This window comes from Actinomarinicola tropica (assembly GCF_009650215.1).
Classification (GTDB): domain Bacteria; phylum Actinomycetota; class Acidimicrobiia; order Acidimicrobiales; family SKKL01; genus Actinomarinicola; species Actinomarinicola tropica.
In genome coordinates this window covers 2,316,212-2,332,023 of the sequence record NZ_CP045851.1, presented here as the reverse complement: position 1 = coordinate 2,332,023, position 15,812 = coordinate 2,316,212, and the positions used below count along the sequence as shown (strand labels likewise).

The 15,812-nt window shown below is 73.2% G+C and carries 14 protein-coding genes; 9 read left to right on the top strand and 5 right to left on the bottom strand.

Features of this window, described 5'->3' with window-relative positions:
* Window positions 1-126: 126 nt before the first annotated feature.
* The 6 genes from nifJ (at window position 127) to GH723_RS11455 (ending at window position 8,410) form a co-directional block, all read left to right on the top strand.
* Window positions 127-3,762 carry a pyruvate:ferredoxin (flavodoxin) oxidoreductase gene (gene nifJ / locus GH723_RS11480; RefSeq protein ID WP_153759773.1) on the top strand — a complete coding sequence of 1,212 codons (3,636 nt, stop codon included), beginning with the start codon at window positions 127-129 and terminating at the stop codon, window positions 3,760-3,762.
* A 3-nt stretch (window positions 3,763-3,765) separates the two neighbouring features.
* On the top strand, window positions 3,766-4,800 hold the full coding sequence (locus GH723_RS11475; RefSeq protein WP_153759772.1) for a dihydroorotate dehydrogenase-like protein: 1,035 nt from the start codon (window positions 3,766-3,768) through the stop codon (window positions 4,798-4,800).
* A 99-nt stretch (window positions 4,801-4,899) separates the two neighbouring features.
* The gene (gene hrcA / locus GH723_RS11470; RefSeq protein WP_153759771.1) at window positions 4,900-5,898 is read left to right on the top strand and encodes a heat-inducible transcriptional repressor HrcA; all 999 of its coding nucleotides are present in this window, start codon (window positions 4,900-4,902) and stop codon (window positions 5,896-5,898) included.
* A complete protein-coding gene (dnaJ, locus tag GH723_RS11465; protein WP_153759770.1) occupies window positions 5,898-7,016 on the top strand; it encodes a molecular chaperone DnaJ in 1,119 nt (372 codons plus the stop codon). Before hrcA ends, dnaJ begins: the two co-directional genes overlap by 1 nt.
* A 2-nt stretch (window positions 7,017-7,018) precedes the next feature.
* Entirely contained in the window at window positions 7,019-7,732 is a 714-nt protein-coding gene (locus GH723_RS11460; RefSeq protein ID WP_153759769.1) for an RsmE family RNA methyltransferase, read from the top strand.
* 108 nt (window positions 7,733-7,840) lie between these two features.
* Window positions 7,841-8,410, top strand: coding sequence for a transcriptional regulator (locus GH723_RS11455; protein ID WP_153759768.1), 570 nt, complete (start codon window positions 7,841-7,843; stop codon window positions 8,408-8,410).
* Window positions 8,411-8,419: 9 nt separating this feature from the next.
* Here the strand turns inward: GH723_RS11455 and GH723_RS11450 are convergent, their stop codons facing one another.
* Window positions 8,420-9,340: a LysM peptidoglycan-binding domain-containing protein gene (locus GH723_RS11450; protein WP_153759767.1), complete on the bottom strand. Its 921-nt coding sequence runs from the start codon at window positions 9,338-9,340 to the stop codon at window positions 8,420-8,422.
* Complete coding sequence (locus tag GH723_RS11445) at window positions 9,337-10,743, bottom strand: serine/threonine-protein kinase (protein ID WP_153759766.1); 1,407 nt, start codon at window positions 10,741-10,743, stop codon at window positions 9,337-9,339. Before GH723_RS11445 ends, GH723_RS11450 begins: the two co-directional genes overlap by 4 nt.
* 79 nt (window positions 10,744-10,822) lie before the next feature.
* On the opposite strand from GH723_RS11445, the gene GH723_RS11440 reads away from it, so the two are divergent.
* The 3 genes from GH723_RS11440 (at window position 10,823) to GH723_RS11430 (ending at window position 14,496) form a co-directional block, all read left to right on the top strand.
* The gene (locus tag GH723_RS11440) at window positions 10,823-12,460 is read left to right on the top strand and encodes a DEAD/DEAH box helicase (RefSeq protein ID WP_195210263.1); all 1,638 of its coding nucleotides are present in this window, start codon (window positions 10,823-10,825) and stop codon (window positions 12,458-12,460) included.
* Window positions 12,461-12,538: 78 nt separating this feature from the next.
* A complete protein-coding gene (locus GH723_RS11435) occupies window positions 12,539-13,861 on the top strand; it encodes a sensor histidine kinase (RefSeq protein ID WP_153759764.1) in 1,323 nt (440 codons plus the stop codon).
* A complete protein-coding gene (locus GH723_RS11430) occupies window positions 13,849-14,496 on the top strand; it encodes a response regulator (protein ID WP_153759763.1) in 648 nt (215 codons plus the stop codon). Before GH723_RS11435 ends, GH723_RS11430 begins: the two co-directional genes overlap by 13 nt.
* 7 nt (window positions 14,497-14,503) lie before the next feature.
* Here the strand turns inward: GH723_RS11430 and GH723_RS11425 are convergent, their stop codons facing one another.
* The 3 genes from GH723_RS11425 to GH723_RS11415 are packed head-to-tail and all read right to left on the bottom strand — an operon-like array spanning window position 14,504 to window position 15,811.
* The gene (locus tag GH723_RS11425) at window positions 14,504-14,941 is read right to left on the bottom strand and encodes a hypothetical protein (RefSeq protein ID WP_153759762.1); all 438 of its coding nucleotides are present in this window, start codon (window positions 14,939-14,941) and stop codon (window positions 14,504-14,506) included.
* Entirely contained in the window at window positions 14,934-15,404 is a 471-nt protein-coding gene (locus tag GH723_RS11420; protein WP_153759761.1) for a hypothetical protein, read from the bottom strand. Before GH723_RS11420 ends, GH723_RS11425 begins: the two co-directional genes overlap by 8 nt.
* Window positions 15,401-15,811: a hypothetical protein gene (locus GH723_RS11415; RefSeq protein WP_153759760.1), complete on the bottom strand. Its 411-nt coding sequence runs from the start codon at window positions 15,809-15,811 to the stop codon at window positions 15,401-15,403. Before GH723_RS11415 ends, GH723_RS11420 begins: the two co-directional genes overlap by 4 nt.
* Window position 15,812: the final 1 nt, after the last annotated feature.

Here is a 15,812-nt window from a genome sequence, read left to right as displayed (position 1 = left end):
GGGGTCACCCGCGGAGGTCCCGGCTCGGCGTGGACCTCCGGCCCTGTGCGGCGGGCCGCCCGATCGTCAGGCTCGGGGGTGCGGCTGGCGTCGTCTGCCGTGGATCCGAGACCCCGGGAGCCGAGAGTGGATCAGCAATGGAAGTGCCTCGACGGCAACGAGGCGGCGGCGCGGGTCGCCTACGCCCTGAGCGAGGTGATCGCGCTGTACCCGATCACCCCGTCGTCGCCGATGGGGGAGCACAGCGACGACTGGGCGTCGGCCGGCCGGCCGAACCTGTGGGGCGCGGTGCCCGACATCATCGAGATGCAGTCGGAGGGGGGCGCTGCGGGAGCGCTCCACGGGGCCTTGCAGAAGGGCGCGCTGGCGACGACGTTCACCGCGTCGCAGGGGCTGCTCCTCATGATCCCGAACATGTTCAAGATCGCCGGCGAGCTGACGCCGGCGGTCATCCACGTCGCCGCACGCTCGATCGCCACGCACGCCCTGTCGATCTTCGGCGACCACAGCGACGTCATGCACGCGCGGGCGACGGGCTGGACGATGCTCTCCGCGGGGTCGGTCCAGGAGGCCCACGACTTCGCCCTGGTCGCCCACGCTGCGACCCTCCGGTCGCGGGTGCCGGTCCTCCACTTCTTCGACGGCTTCCGGACGTCGCACGAGATCGACAAGATCGCCCTGCTCGGGGACGACGACATCTCCGCGCTGGTGCGTGACGACGACGTCGCGGCGTTCCGCTCCCGGGCCCTCGATCCCTCCTCGCCGGTGCTGCGGGGGACGGCGCAGAACCCCGACGTGTTCTTCCAGGCCCGCGAGGCATCGAACCCGTTCCACCTCGCCGTGCCCGGCATCGTGCAGGACGTGTTCGACGAGCTGGCCGATCGGACGGGTCGGCGGTACGGGCTGGTCGAGTACCACGGCGCCCCGGACGCCGAACGGGTCGTCGTCGTGATGGGCTCGGCCGCGGGCGCGCTGGAGGAGACCGTCGACGCGCTGGTGGCGGCGGGCGAACCGGTCGGCATGGTGCGGGTGCGGCTGTTCCAGCCGTTCCCCAGCGAGCAGCTCCTCGCGGCCCTGCCGCCCACGGTCCGGGCGATCGCCGTGCTCGACCGCACGAAGGAGCCGGGCGCGGTCGGCGAACCCCTGTACCTGTCGGTGGTCGCAGCGCTCGGCGAGGCGATGGACGTCGCCGAGCCGCCGTTCGGCCAGACCCCGAGGGTGACCGGCGGTCGCTACGGGCTGTCGTCGAAGGAGGTCACCCCGTCGATGTTGAAGCCGGTGTTCGACGACCTGGCGTCGGCCCGGCCGAGGCGCCACTTCACCGTCGGCATCCACGACGACGTGACGAACCTCAGCCTGCCGATCGACGCCGGGTTCACGCACCCCCGGCCGGACGGGGAGGTGCAGGCGGTGTTCCACGGCCTCGGCGCCGACGGCACCGTCGGCGCCAACAAGAGCTCGGTGAAGATCATCGGCGAGCACACCGACCTGTTCGCCCAGGGGTACTTCGTCTACGACTCGAAGAAGTCGGGCTCGGTCACCGTCTCGCACCTGCGCTTCGGGCCCGAGCCCATCCGCTCCACCTACCTGATCGACGGTGCCGACTTCGTGGCGTGCCACCAGTTCGGGCTCCTCGAGAAGGTGAAGGTGCTCTCCACGGCGCGCCACGGCGCGACCTTCCTGCTCAACGCGCCCTTCGGTCCCGAGGAGGTCTGGGACCACCTTCCCGCCGAGGTGCAGCGGGAGATCCTCGACAAGGACATCGACCTGTGGGTCATCGACGCCTACGCCGTGGCGGCCGAGGCGGGGATGGGCAACCGGCTCAACACCGTGATGCAGCCGTGCTTCTTCCAGCTCTCCGGCGTGCTGCCCGCCGACGTCGCCGTCGCCAAGATCAAGGAGTCGGTGGAGGCGACCTACGCCCGTCGGGGACGTGCGGTCGTGGAGCGCAACTTCGCAGCGATCGACTCGGCTCTCGAGCACCTCCACCGCGTCGAGGTGCCAGCGGCGGCCAGCAGCGAGCGCACGCTCGCGACGGGCGTACCGGAGATGGCGCCCGAGTTCGTCGAACGGGTGACCGCCGCGCTGATGCGGGGCGACGGCGACCTCCTCCCCGTCAGCGCGCTGCCGGTCGACGGCACGTTCCCGACCGGGACGGCGGCCTACGAGAAGCGGTCGATCGCCAAGGAGATCCCCATCTGGGACCCGGACATCTGCATCGACTGCGGCAAGTGCGCGATGGTCTGCCCGCACGCCACCATCCGGATGAAGGTGTTCGGCGAGGACGTCGCCGCCGGGCTGCCCGAGGAGGTGCCCCACAAGGCGTTCCGGTCGAAGGACCTGCCCGGGCACCGGCTCACCATCCAGGTCGCCCCGGACGACTGCACCGGCTGCGGCGTGTGCGTCGACGTCTGCCCGGCGAAGAGCAAGACCGAGATCGGGCGCAAGGCGATCAACATGGAGCCCGCGATGGTCCACCGGGACCTCGAGCGTCGTCGGTGGGACCGCTTCCTCGAGATCCCCCAGCTCGACCGCGACCTGCTGCCGCACGACAACGTCAAGGGCTCCCAGGCGCTCCAGCCGCTGTTCGAGTTCTCCGGTGCCTGCGCCGGATGCGGCGAGACGCCGTACATCCGGCTGGCCACCCAGCTCTTCGGCGACCGGATGGTCGTGGCCAACGCCACGGGGTGCTCGTCGATCTACGGCGGCAACCTGCCGACGACGCCGTGGACCACGAACGACGAGGGCCGTGGACCGGCGTGGAGCAACTCGCTGTTCGAGGACAACGCCGAGTTCGGCCTCGGGATGCGCCTCGGCCTCGACGCCCAGGACCGGGTGGCGCGGGGGATCCTCGGGCGGCTCCAGCTGCCGATCGGCTCCGACCTCGTCCGTGCGATCCTCGACAACCCGCAGGAGACCGAACCCCAGATCCGGGAGCAGCGGCGCCTCGTCGACCAGCTGGTCGAGCGGCTCGGTCAGCTCGGCGGCCACGACGCCGCCGACGCCCGACGGCTCTCCGCGATCGCCGGGAGCCTCGTCCGCCAGAGCATCTGGTTGATCGGTGGCGACGGCTGGGCCTACGACATCGGCTTCGGCGGGCTCGACCACGTCCTCTCGTCGGGCCGCAACGTCAACGTGCTCGTCCTCGACACCGAGGTGTACTCCAACACGGGCGGACAGGCGTCGAAGGCCACGCAGCGGGCGGCGGTCGCCAAGTTCGCCTCCGGCGGGAAGGCCACGGGGAAGAAGGACCTCGGCGCGATCGCACGGGCCTACGGCAACGTGTACGTCGCCCAGATCTCGATGGGGGCCAACGAGCTGCAGACGACGAAGGCGCTCCTCGAGGCCGACGCCTGGCCCGGGCCGTCGCTCGTCATCGCCTACAGCACGTGCATCGCCCACGGCATCGACATGTCGACGTCGATGAGCCACCAGAAGGACGCGGTGAAGAGCGGCTACTGGCCCCTCTACCGCTTCCACCCGAGCGAGATCGAGGACGGCCAGCCGTTCCGGCTCGACTCGTCGGCCCCGTCGATCCCCGTGACCGACTTCGTCTCCTCCGAGACCCGCTACGCCATCCTCCAGCGCACCGACCCGGCGCGAGCCCGTGAGCTGGGCGAGCTGCTCCAAGCCGACGTGGACGAGCGGTGGCGGTACTACGCGCAGCTGGCGTCGATGGAGCGCACGATCCCGCACCTCGACCACGACGACGAGGTGCCCGGGATGGCCGACACGACCGCCGACCCCGGCCGGGAGGGCTGACCGATGGACCTCACCACCCGCTACCTGGGGCTCGACCTGCGGACGCCGATCGTCGCCTCGGCGTCGCCGCTCAACGGCCACGTCGACAGCGCCCTCCAGGTCGAGGCGGCCGGCGCGGCGGCCATCGTCATGCCGTCGCTGTTCGAGGAGGAGATCGTCCACGAGGAGGTGGAGCTGACCCGGGCGCTGGAAGCGGGTTCGGAGCACTTCGCCGAGGCGCTCGACTACTTCCCAGACGTCGACGACGCCTACATGACGACCACGGACCGCTACCTCGCCACGCTCGAGTCGCTGGCGGCGCGCTGCGAGGTGCCGGTGATCGCCAGCCTGAACGCCACGAGCCCCGGCGGCTGGACCTGGCACGCCTCGCTGCTGGAGCGGGCCGGCGCGGCGGCGCTGGAGCTGAACCTGTACCACCTGGCCGCCGACCCGACGCTGGACGCCACCGCCATGGAGCACCGGGACCTCCAGATCGTCGAGGCGGTGCGGACCGCGGTGTCGATCCCCGTGGCGGTGAAGCTCAGCCCGCACTACTCGGCCATGGCCAACTTCGCGGCCAGGGTGGTCGACGCCGGCGCCGACGGGCTGGTGCTGTTCAACCGCTTCTACCAACCCGACCTCGACCTCGAGTCCCTCGAGGTGGTCAACAGGGTGGAGCTGAGCCATCCGGGCGAGATGCGGCTGCCGCTGCGGTGGATGGCGATCCTGCGCCCCCAGCTGGGCCCCGACGTGTCGCTCGCGCTGACCACGGGCGTGCACTCGGGCACCGACGTCGTGAAGGCCCTCATGTCCGGGGCCGACGTGGCGATGCTCACCTCGGCGCTGCTCCGGAACGGCGCGTCGCACCTGCGCACGGTGGAGTCACAGCTGGTCGCGTGGCTGGAGGACCACGAGTACGAGTCGACCGACCAGCTGCGGGGGAGCGCGACCACCGCCACCTCGGGCGACGCCGCGGCGTTCGAGCGCACCAACTACGTCCAGGTGCTCCACTCCTGGGCCGCGCCCCACCACCTCACCCCGAGCTCGCCGTCGAGCTGAGCGGACGGCGCTGCCTCGGCCCGTGCGTTGGCACTCGGTATCATCGAGTGCGAATCCGTGCCGACCCCGGGATGCGACGGAGGAGGTGGGTCCCGCCCGATGCTCGACGAACGCAAGGCCTCCATCCTGCGCGCCGTGGTGGAGGAGTACATCGACACCGCCCAGCCCGTGGGCTCCGGGCACGTCGCACGCGACCCGTCGGTCGCCGTGTCGCCGGCGACTGTGCGCAACGAGATGGCGGTGCTCGAGGCCGAGGGCTACCTGGTGCAGCCGCACACGTCCGCCGGCCGGGTCCCCACCGAGAAGGGCTACCGGTTCTTCGTCGACAACATCGCCCAGCCCGGCCCGCTCGGCAGCGCCGAGACCCAGCAGGTCCGGCAGTTCTTCGCCCGGGCCCACGGCGAGCTCGAGTCGATGCTCGCCGACACGTCGCGGCTCCTCTCCAACATCACGCACCACGCCGCCGTCGTCGTCGGTCCGCCCCACGAGATCGCCACGGTCCGGTCCATCCAGCTCGTCGCGCTGACGCCGCGGGTGGTGATGGAGGTGGCCGTCCTCTCCAACGGGGCGATCCACAAGCACACCCTCGAGCTCGACGAGGACGTCGACGAGGTCGTGCTCGACCGGGCCTCGGCGCACCTCCAGGAGCACCTGAGGGGCTCGCCGCTCGCGGGCCTCTCCGTCGTGCCCCCGTCGGGCGACGCGGCCGTCGACCGGCTGGTCGACACCGCCCGCGCCGCGCTCGGCGTCCACGAGAACGAGCCCGACTCCGTGTTCGTGGGCGGCACCTCGCAGATGGCCGGCTCGTTCGACGCGGTCGACACCATCCGCCAGGTGCTCACCATCCTCGAGCAGCAGATCGTCGTCGTGTCGCTCCTGCGCGACGTCCTCGACCGGGGCCTCAGCGTGGCCATCGGCTCCGAGACCGGCGTCGAGCCGCTCGCCGAGTGCTCGCTCGTGGTCGCGCCGTACCAGGTCGACGGCGAGGGCGTGGGCACGATCGGCGTGCTCGGTCCCACCCGCATGAACTACCCGCAGGCTCTGGCCGCCGTCGCTGTCGTCAGCCAGCGGCTCGGTCACCGCCTGAGCGAGGGCTGATGTCCGACTACTACGAGGCGCTCGGGGTCAGCCGCGGCGCCACCGCCGACGAGATCAAGAAGGCCTACCGCCGTAAGGCGCGCGAGCTGCACCCCGACACCAACGCCGACCCGGCGGCCGAGGCGCAGTTCAAGGAGGTCGCCCGGGCCTACGAGGTGCTGTCCGATCCCGAGAAGCGGGCCCGCTACGACCAGTTCGGCGAGGCCGGCGTGGGCGGCGCGGCCGGTGGGGCACCGTTCGACGCCGGCGGGTTCGGCGACATCTTCGACGCCTTCTTCGGTGGTGGTGGCCCGTTCGGGGGAGCGGGTCGGACGAGGGGCCCGAGCGGCCCGGCGCGAGGCCCCGACCTCGAAGCCGTGGCGACGATCGACTTCCGCGACGCGGTGTTCGGCTGCCAGACCGACGTGTCGGTGCGCACCGCCGTCGCCTGCGAGTCGTGCGAGGCCACCGGCGCCACGCCGGGCACGTCGGTCTCCACCTGCGGGGACTGCGGGGGCAGCGGCCAGGTCCGCCGGGTCCGCCAGTCGATCCTGGGTCAGGTCGTCACCGCCGGACCGTGCAACACCTGCGGCGCCACCGGACAGGTCGTGGCCAGCCCGTGCGAGATGTGCGGCGGCGAGGGCCGGCGCGTCGTCGAGAAGACCTACACCGTCGACATCCCCGCCGGTGTCGACACCGGGAGCACCCTGCGCCTCACGGGGCGCGGTGCGGTCGGGCCTCGGGGCGGTGGTGCGGGCGACCTCTACGTCCACCTCGACGTGCGACCCGACGACCGCTTCGAGCGGGTCGGGAACGACCTGATGCACGAGCTGCACGTCTCGATGCCGCAGGCCGCGCTCGGCACGCACCTGCCGTTCGAGACCCTCGACGGCGAGGAGGACCTCGTCGTCCCACCGGGCACCCAGCCGGGGCGGGTCTTCCGGCTGCGCGGCCGCGGCGTGCCGTCGGTCGACGGTCGGGGGCGGGGCGACCTGCTCGTGAAGATCGCCGTCGACGTGCCCACGAAGCTCACCGACGACCAGGAGGAGCTGCTCCGGCGCTTCGCCGCGGCCACCGGGGACGTCGTCACGCCGGCCGACGAGAGCTTCTTCGCCAAGATCAAGTCGGCGTTCAAGTAGCGATGGCGGGCGAGGAGCAGGCGGAGCTCGGGCCCGACGGTCGCAGCGGTCCGCACGTCTTCGTCGACGACATCGCACGTCCCGCCATCGGCGCCGACGACCGCCACCACCTCGAGCGGGTGCTGCGGGTGCGCGCCGGTGACCCGCTCACGGTGTCCGACGGTCACGGCCGGTGGCGGCGGTGTCGCTACGGCGTGCCGATCCAGCCCGAGGACGACGTGCACCACGTGGCCCGCCGCTCGCCGTCGCTGACGGTGGCGTTCACGCCCGTGAAGGGCGACCGGCCCGAGTGGGTGGTCCAGAAGCTGACCGAGCTCGGCATCGACCGGATCCTCGTCCTCCAGGCGGAGCGCTCCGTCGTGCGGTGGGAGGGGGAGCGGGCGGCGCGGCAGCTGGAGCGCCTGGCGCGCATCGCGCGGGAGGCGTCGATGCAGTGCCGCCGCTGCTACCTGCCGGAGATCGACGGTCCCTACGAGATCGCCGTGGCGGCCGCCCTCCCGCACTCGGTCCGGGCCGATCGTGGTGGGCGCACCCTGCGTGCCGACGACACCGTGGTGCTCGTCGGCCCGGAGGGCGGGTGGAGCGATGCCGAGCGGGACGTGGCGGGCGATGCCGTCGCTCTCGGCGACCACATCCTGCGCGCGGAGACCGCTGCGGTGACCGCAGGTGCGCTGATGACAGCGTTGCGCGGTGGATCGGTGCGTCAAGCCGGCTGATCGACCGCACTCTGTGATTGATCCTGTCACGCAACGCGGTTAACCTGACAGCGTACGAGCGGCCCTCCGCGGGTGGGGAGCCCGAGCCGCTCGGGAGTGGAGCAAACGATGTCGACCGAGAGCGAGCCCGTGGGCTCGGAGGGTGTGAACGCCGAGTACGGCCGTCGCGTGGGCGAGCGCCTGCGGGCGATCCGCCGCCAGAAGCGCATGTCCCTCCAGGACGTCGAGGCCGAGTCGAACCAGGAGTTCAAGGCCTCGGTGCTCGGCGCCTACGAGCGCGGCGAGCGGGCGATCTCGGTGCCCCGGCTCCAGCGGCTGGCCCGCTTCTACAACGTGCCGGTCGACCAGCTCCTGCCGCGCGACGACGGCCCCGGCTTCCAGCGTGAGCAGGACGGCGCGGTCGTCGACCTCACCGGTCAGGTGCCCGAGCCGCAGGCCGCCATCACCATCGACCTCACCCGGCTCGACACCCTCACCGGGCCCGAAGCCGAGATGCTCAACCGGTTCCTCACGATGATCCAGGTCGAGCGCCAGGACTTCAACGGTCGGGTCCTCACGATCCGCCGCGACGACCTGCGGGCCATCGCCTGCATCCTCGGCATCGACGTCGCCCAGGCGGCGCGCCGGCTGGCCGTCATGGGGCTCGCAGGCGAGAACGACGAGTCGACCGCCTCGTAGCGGTCTCGCTCACACGGCGGGGAGCACCAGCCGCATCCCCGCGTAGATCAGGTCCGGGTTGCCCGGCGCGGGGAGGCGATCCTCGTTCGCCGCGATCAGGCGCCGCCAGTAGGCCCCGACCTCGGCACTCGTCGGCTCGCGCCCGTGCGCAGCGCGGAGGTGCCGCTCGGCGATCCGCCAGAACGAGTCGCCTCGGACCACGACGTGGTGGCCGTCGGCCGACCCGGCGTCGGCCGGCCGATCGTCGGCGCGCTCCTCGGCCGGGTGGGCCGGGGCGGTCGATGGCGCAGGCTCGGGGACGTCGGTGGCGGGAGGTGGGCTCGTGGTCGGCGGGGGGAGCATCGAGATGGTGGGTGGTGGGACGTCGATGGGTGGCCGAGGCGCGGTCGTGGTCGTCGTGGCGTCGACGTCCGGCGGTGCGGGAGCGGTGCTCGGCGGCGTGGGGTCGAGAGTCGTCGGTGGGGCGTCGGGTGACCCGGCCCAGGTCATCGTCAGGACCGGGCGATCGGCGTCGGCGGACTCGGGCGCAGCGCCCTCGGCCGACGCGGGCGTCGGCAGCAACGGCCCGACGCCCGGCGCGGCCAGGACGGGGAGCGCGAGCGCACCCGCTGCGACGGGACGGAGGACCACTGCCCGCCACGCCGCCGGTGCCATGCGGCGGGCCAGGCGCGCCAGGGCGTGCAGGCCCACCGCCGAGGCGAGCAGGTCGAGGACCGTGACGAGGAGCAGGTAGCCGGCGGCGCCGGTGGCACCGGCCCGCAGGACGGCTCCCACGGCGAGCGCCGGGTCGGTGGAGGCCCACCACGACGGCCACGACGACGGGTCGAGCGGAGCCGAGGGGATGGCCCCGTCGCTGGCTGCGAGCACGGCGAGGGCGGCGAGCAGCGTGCCGACGGCGGTGAGCCGGTGCACGTCGAGGGGGTGGGTCACGGGAGGTCCTCCTGGGTGTCGACGACGTGGCGGATGCCCCACGTGTCGAGGACGGCGAGTCGGTGGCAGCCGTCGCCGAGCGGCTCGGCCACGATCTGGCGAGGGGAGTCGATGCGAGCGACCGTCGCGCCCTGGACCGGTTCGCCCGGGCGGGCCCAGCGCTCGAAGACGGCGACGTCGCCGGTGGTGAGGTCGACGACAGCCAGCTCGACCTCGCCCCGGCAGGTGAGGTCGCCGAGCGCGATCGCGGCCGGGTCGACGCCGATGTCGAAGGCCGTGCCGTCGATGGTGAGCCGCCCGGCCTCGAAGGCGACGGCCGCGGTGCACGGCTGCCCGCTGGCGGTGGCGGCGAGCGAGGTGCCGGGCACGGTGGCGCACCCCGCGGCGCCGGCGAGGTCGAGCGGGGGAGGCGAGGCGGTGGTGGTGGTCGGCGAGACGGCCGGGTGGGCGATCGCCGCGTCTGTCGTCGTGGTGGAGGCCGGAGGTGCGGTCGGCGGCGGCGGCGTGCCGTCGGCACCGCCGAGTGACAGGGGCACGGCGAGGCCGACGAGGAGGACGGTGCCGAGGGCGCTGCCCACGAGGAGCCCGGGCCGCCGCAGCGAGGGCGGGGTGCGAGGAGGGGCGACCGGATCCTCCTCGGGGTGGTGCTCGCTGCGGCGGCGCCGGGCGACCGGGCCCGCCGGGGTGGTGGGGGTGGAGGACGGGCCCGGGAGCGCGTGCGGGGGAGGGGGCAGGGTGGCCCCGGGGACGGTGGTCGAGATGGCGGCGGCGAACTGGCGGGCCGTGGGGCGCCGGATCCACTCGTCGGCGGTCGCCTGGTCGGCGAGGTTGAGCAGCGCCCCGCGCACGTGGGCATCGGATCGGCGACGGGTGAGTCGTCGCGCCGGCGGCTCCTCGAGCTCGGTCGGCGCGTCGGCGACGAGGGTGCGGAGGAGCTCCCCGAGCTGGGCGACGTCGTCCGCGGTGGCTGCGCCCGGCCGTGCGACCTGCGCAGCTTCGGCGAACCCGCAGAGGACGGGTCGACCGTCGGTGGCGACCACGACGTGGTCGGCGGTGAGGCGGCGGTGGACGATGCCGAGGTCGTGCAGGTCGGCGACCGTCGCGGCCAGCGAGGCGATGAGCGCCGCGGCACGGGAGGGCTCGACCGGACCGAGGGTGGCCAGCGTGCGGGAGCCGACGAACCGGGTGCGCAGGACGACCGTGCCGTCGTCGGAGGTCGTCGGCAGGTCGCCCACCACGGCCACCACGCCGGGGTGGCGTGCCGCGGTGAGGGCCGCGGCTTCCACCCGCAGCCGGCGGGCGGCTGGTCCGCGGGCGGTCTTGGTGACCGTCGGACGGTCCCCGGTGGCGTCCACCTCGATGGAGCGGTCGTCGGGCACGACCGCCATGGTGTCGGCTGGCATGTGGAGAGTCAAGAGGCAATGAAACGACATGACGCACACGGATGGGCCGTGGCCGCTCGCCACTATCGTGGGTCGGCCGATGTCCCGCTCGATCCGGCTTCGCCGCTGGCAGAAGGAGGCGTTAGATCGCCTGGCCGAGCACGACGGCCCCGACTTCCTGGCCGTCGCGACCCCGGGCGCCGGCAAGACGACCTTCGCCCTCGCCGCCGTGCTCCAGCACCTGTCCCGGGAGCCTCGTCACCAGGTCGTCGTCGTGGCCCCCACGAGCCACCTGAAGGTGCAGTGGGCGCGTGCCGCGGCGCGCCTCGGGATCCAGCTCGAGCCGGCGTGGTCGTCCGCCGGCGGGCAGCTGCCGCGGGACATGCACGGGATCGCGGTGACCTACCAGCAGGTGGCGGCGAACCCCGAGGCGCTCCGTCGCCACAGCGGCCGGTGCATCGTCGTGCTCGACGAGCTCCACCACGCCGGCGACGAGCGGGCGTGGGGCACGGCGATCCGGCGGGCCTTCGAGGGCGCACCTCAGCGCCTGTCGCTGTCGGGGACGCCGTTCCGCTCCGACACCCACGCCATCCCGTTCGTCAACTACGTGAACGACGAGGCGGTGGCCGACTTCGACTACGGCTACGCGGCCGCGCTCGAGGATCGGCGGGTGGTCCGGCCCGTGTACTTCCCGGCCATCGGTGGGTTCATGGAGTGGAGCGCCCCCGACGGCACGCTCAACGCCGCGAGCTTCGACGACGCGCTGGACCAGACCCGGTCGTCGCAGCGCCTGCGGACCGCCCTGTCGCTCGACAGCGAGTGGCTGCCGGCCGTGCTGCGCCAGGCCAACGACCGGCTGATGGACCTGCGGCGCGAGCAGCCCGACGCCGCCGGACTCGTCGTCGCCACGGACCAGGAGCACGCCCGGGGCATCGCGGAGCTGCTGAGGATGCGCCACCGGGTGACGGCCATGGTCGTCACGTCCGACGACCCGACCGCCTCGACGCGCATCGCGGCGTTCGCCGAGGGGAACCTGCCGTGGATCGTGGCGGTGCGGATGGTGTCGGAGGGCGTCGACATCCCCCGGTTGCGCCTCGGCGTGTTCGCGACGACGACGGGGACCGAGCTGTTCTTCCGCCAGGTCGTCGGACGGTTCGTCCGCCACACCGGCGGGCTGGCAGCGCAGGAGCGAGCGTGGGTGTTCATCCCCGACGACCCGCGCCTGCGGCAGTACGCGGCGACGATCGCCGAGCAGCGCCGCCACAGCCTGCGCCGCAACTGGGAGGAGGGCGAGGGCCCGGTGCGGCCGGAGGAGGACCCGACGGCGCTCGACGAGTTGCCGGGGGAGGAGGAGCAGCTCTCGCTGTTCCAGGTGCTCTCGGCCGAGGTGACCGACTCGTCCAACCAGTACTCGGTGTTCGACGCCGACCCCGACGCCGAGCTGCTCGACGACGAGATCGACACGTCGGTGCCGATCGACCTGCCGCCGCCCCCGCCGCCGGGCCGCAGCCGAGGTCTCGTCCAGCTCGACGGCCGGCCCGTCGCAGAGGTGAAGCGGGAGCTGCGGGCGATCAACGCCGACCTGGCCCGCCAGCTGGCGCGGTACACGGGGCTGACCCACCAGGAGGTCAACCAGCGGCTCAACGCGGAGGCCGGCATCCGGCGCATCGCCGACGCCGCGGTCGACGAGCTCCAGCGCCGGATCGACCGGGCCGAGCGCTGGATGGCGAACCTGTAGGCCCGGTGGGGCGCGCCCCACCATCGGACGCCCGCGCGCCGCATCGCATCCGGGGCCGCGATCCCGGACGATGCCACCATGACCGAGATGCACGTCCGCATGCCGCCCGCCGGGCCTCCCGGCCACCACGACGAGGACGAGCGGTGCGTCGGGTGGTTCGAAGGCCTCGGCCGCGACAGCGTCTACGTGTTCCTCCAGTTCCCGCTGACGCTGGCGTCGTTCGTCGCCATGGTCACCGGCCTGGCGCTGTCGGCGGGGCTCATCGTCCTCGTCGTCGGCCTGCCCGTGCTGGTGATCGTGCTGGGGCTGGCCCGGGTGTTCGCCACGCTGCAGCGGGAGGTGGTGACGATCCGGGGTCACCAGCGCATCGAGCCCGGTCTCTACCGGCGGCCGGAGGGCACCTCGGCCTGGCGGCGCTGGTTGCTCGCGGTGCGCACCCCGCAGCCGTGGCTCGACGCGCTGCACGGGGTGGTGTCGTTCCCGCTCGGGGTGGCCACGTTCGTGGTGGCGACGACGATGTGGGCCGTCGTCCTCAACGGGTTCACGTTCTGGTTCTGGCAGGGGTTCGTGGACTTCGGCCCGCCGGAGGAGAACACGACGCTGCCCGAGCTCCTCAACTGGGACATCCCCGAGGCGGTGCTGTACCTGCTGATGGGCCTCGTGGGCCTGGCCCTCCTGCGGCCGGTCATCCAGTTGTGCGCCGCGATGCACGAGGGCCTCGCCCGACTGTTGCTCGACAACTCCCGGGTGCGGGAGCTGGAGGAACGTGTCCGCCAGCTCGACACCGCGCGCTCGGCGGCCGCGCAGGCCGAGGTGGCGTCGCTGCGCCGCCTCGAGCGCGACCTGCACGACGGGCCGCAGCAGCGCCTCGTCCGCCTGGGGATGGACCTGGCCGTGGCCGAGCGCCGATTGGAGTCGTCGCCGGAGTCGGCCCGGGAGGCGATCGCCGAGGCCCGGCGCCAGGCGGCCGAGACGCTGGAGGAGCTGCGCGCCCTGTCGCGGGGGATCGCGCCGCCGATCCTCGCCGACCGCGGGCTCGAGCCGGCGCTGACCGCGATGGCGGCCCGCAGCCCGGTGCCGACCGAGGTCGACGTGCGCCTGGGATCGGACAGCCCGCTCGACGAGCCGGTGGAGACCGCGGCCTACTTCGTCGCCTCGGAGGCGCTGGCCAACGTGGCCAAGCACGCGCAGGCGACGAGGGTGATCATGTCGGTGCGACGCGACGGTGAGGAGCTGGTGGTGGAGGTCGAGGACGATGGTGCGGGCGGGGCGACGGTGCTGCCGGGCCACGGGTTGAGCGGATTGGCCGACAGGGTGGAGGCGCTCGGCGGGCGGCTCGACGTGTCGAGCCCGGCCGGTGGGCCGACCCGGTTGGTGGCGAGGATCCCGTGCGCGTCCTGATCGCCGACGACTCGGTCCTGCTGCGTGAGGGCCTGGCCCGGCTGCTGCCGGAGCTCGGCCACGAGGTGATCGGCGCCGTGGGCGACGGGCCGTCGCTGGTCGACGCCGTGGTGGAGCTGGAGCCCGACCTCGCGCTGGTCGACGTGCGCATGCCGCCGAACCACCGCGACGACGGGCTGGTGGCGGCGATCGAGGCCCGCCGGCGGCGGCCGGGGACGCCGGTGCTCGTCCTGTCGCAGTACGTGGAGGAGTCCTACGCCGCCGAGCTGCTGGCCGACGGGTTGGGCGGTGCCGGCTACCTGCTGAAGGACCGGGTGGAGGACCTGGACACGCTGGAGTCGGCGATCGAGACGGTGGCGTCGGGGGGCACGGTGCTCGACCCCGAGGTGGTGGCGCAGCTGTTCGTGCAGCGCCGCAACGCCGGGCCGCTGTCGCGGCTGACGCCACGCGAGCGGGAGGTGCTGGCGCTGATGGCCGAGGGCCGCTCGAACCCGGCGATCGCGGACCAGCTGGTCATCAGCGGCGGGGCGGTCGAGAAGCACATCGGCAACATCTTCACCAAGCTCGACCTGCAGCCCACGGGCGAGGAGCACCGCCGGGTGCTCGCCGTCCTCACCTACCTGCGGGAGAGCTGACCCGGCATCAGCCGTCGTCGACGACGAGGCGCGCCGTGGCCGTGGCCCGCACGTCGATGCCGTCGCGGCCGCCGGGCAGCGCGGGCGCAATGACGTAGTCGGCGCGGGCGACAAGGGTGACCTCGACGAGGTCGCTGTCGACGATCCGCACCTGTGGGGGAGCGGTGAGCGTCGCGAGGACGCCGCGCCGATCGAGCGACGCCACGACGGCCGCCTCGAGGCGGGCATGGTCGATCCGCACGCCGTCGCCGCGCTCGAGGGCGTCGGCGGTGGCGAGCGCGACACCGTCGTTGACCGCCGCGGAGGCCGCGGTGGCGAGCTCGCGCTGGCGCATGAAGGCGACGCCGGCGTCGATCGCGATCGAGCCGAGCACGAGCACGATGAGGAACGCGGCGGGGAAGAGCAGCAGCACCGACCCGCGGTCCCGGTGGGCGCGTTCAGCCACAGTCGGCCTCACCGGGCAGGCCGGAGCGATAGGGGTCGACGATCTCGGAGTGGGTCGCGGCGACTTCGAACGTGCGGCCGAACCCGCCGATGAACGGCAACCCCACGGCGGGGACGTCCACCCGCACCTGCGCGGTGACGAGGGCGCACCTGCGGAAGCCGCCGTCGACGCTGATGCGCAGGTCCAGGGTCTCGCCGCCACGCTGACCGGTCAGCGCATCGAGCGCCGCTGCGTGCGACGAGGTCGCAGCCGTGGACTCGTCGGGTGCTTCGACGTAGGTGCGTGCCGCCTCGCGGGCGGCCGCCGTGACCGCGAGCTTGGCGTCGACGACCGCCCACGCGTTGGCCAGGAGCAGCACGCCGACGACGAAGATCAGGAAGCCGAACGGCAGCACCTCGATGCCGGCGACCTGGCCCCGGTCGTCGTGGCGCAGCCCCGCGAGACGCTCTCGCAGTGCCGTCACCGCGGCCTCTCCACCCGCACCTCGACCGACCGCTCGACGCGGTTCAGCCCGAACGCGCCGAGCACCGGCGAGATGGCCACGCGTGCGTGGTCGACCTCGACCGACAGCCGCACTCGGTCGTCGCGGAGGTCCCAGTCGAAGGTGGCCCGGTCGCCGTAGTCGCCGAGCAGGGACCGGGCGTGCTCCTCGGCGGAGCGGACGGCCGTGCCGAGGTCGGCGGGATCGTCGGCGTCCACCGATCCCGACGCGACCATCGTCGCCGCGTCGTACGCGGCCGCCGTCACCGCTGAGGTCGCATACAGGTTGAACAGCAGCTGCACGGCGAACGTGAGGAGCACCAGGAACACGGACAACGCCGCGATCGTCCCGATGAGCCCGGCGCCCCGCTCGTCGGCGGCCGGCGGCACC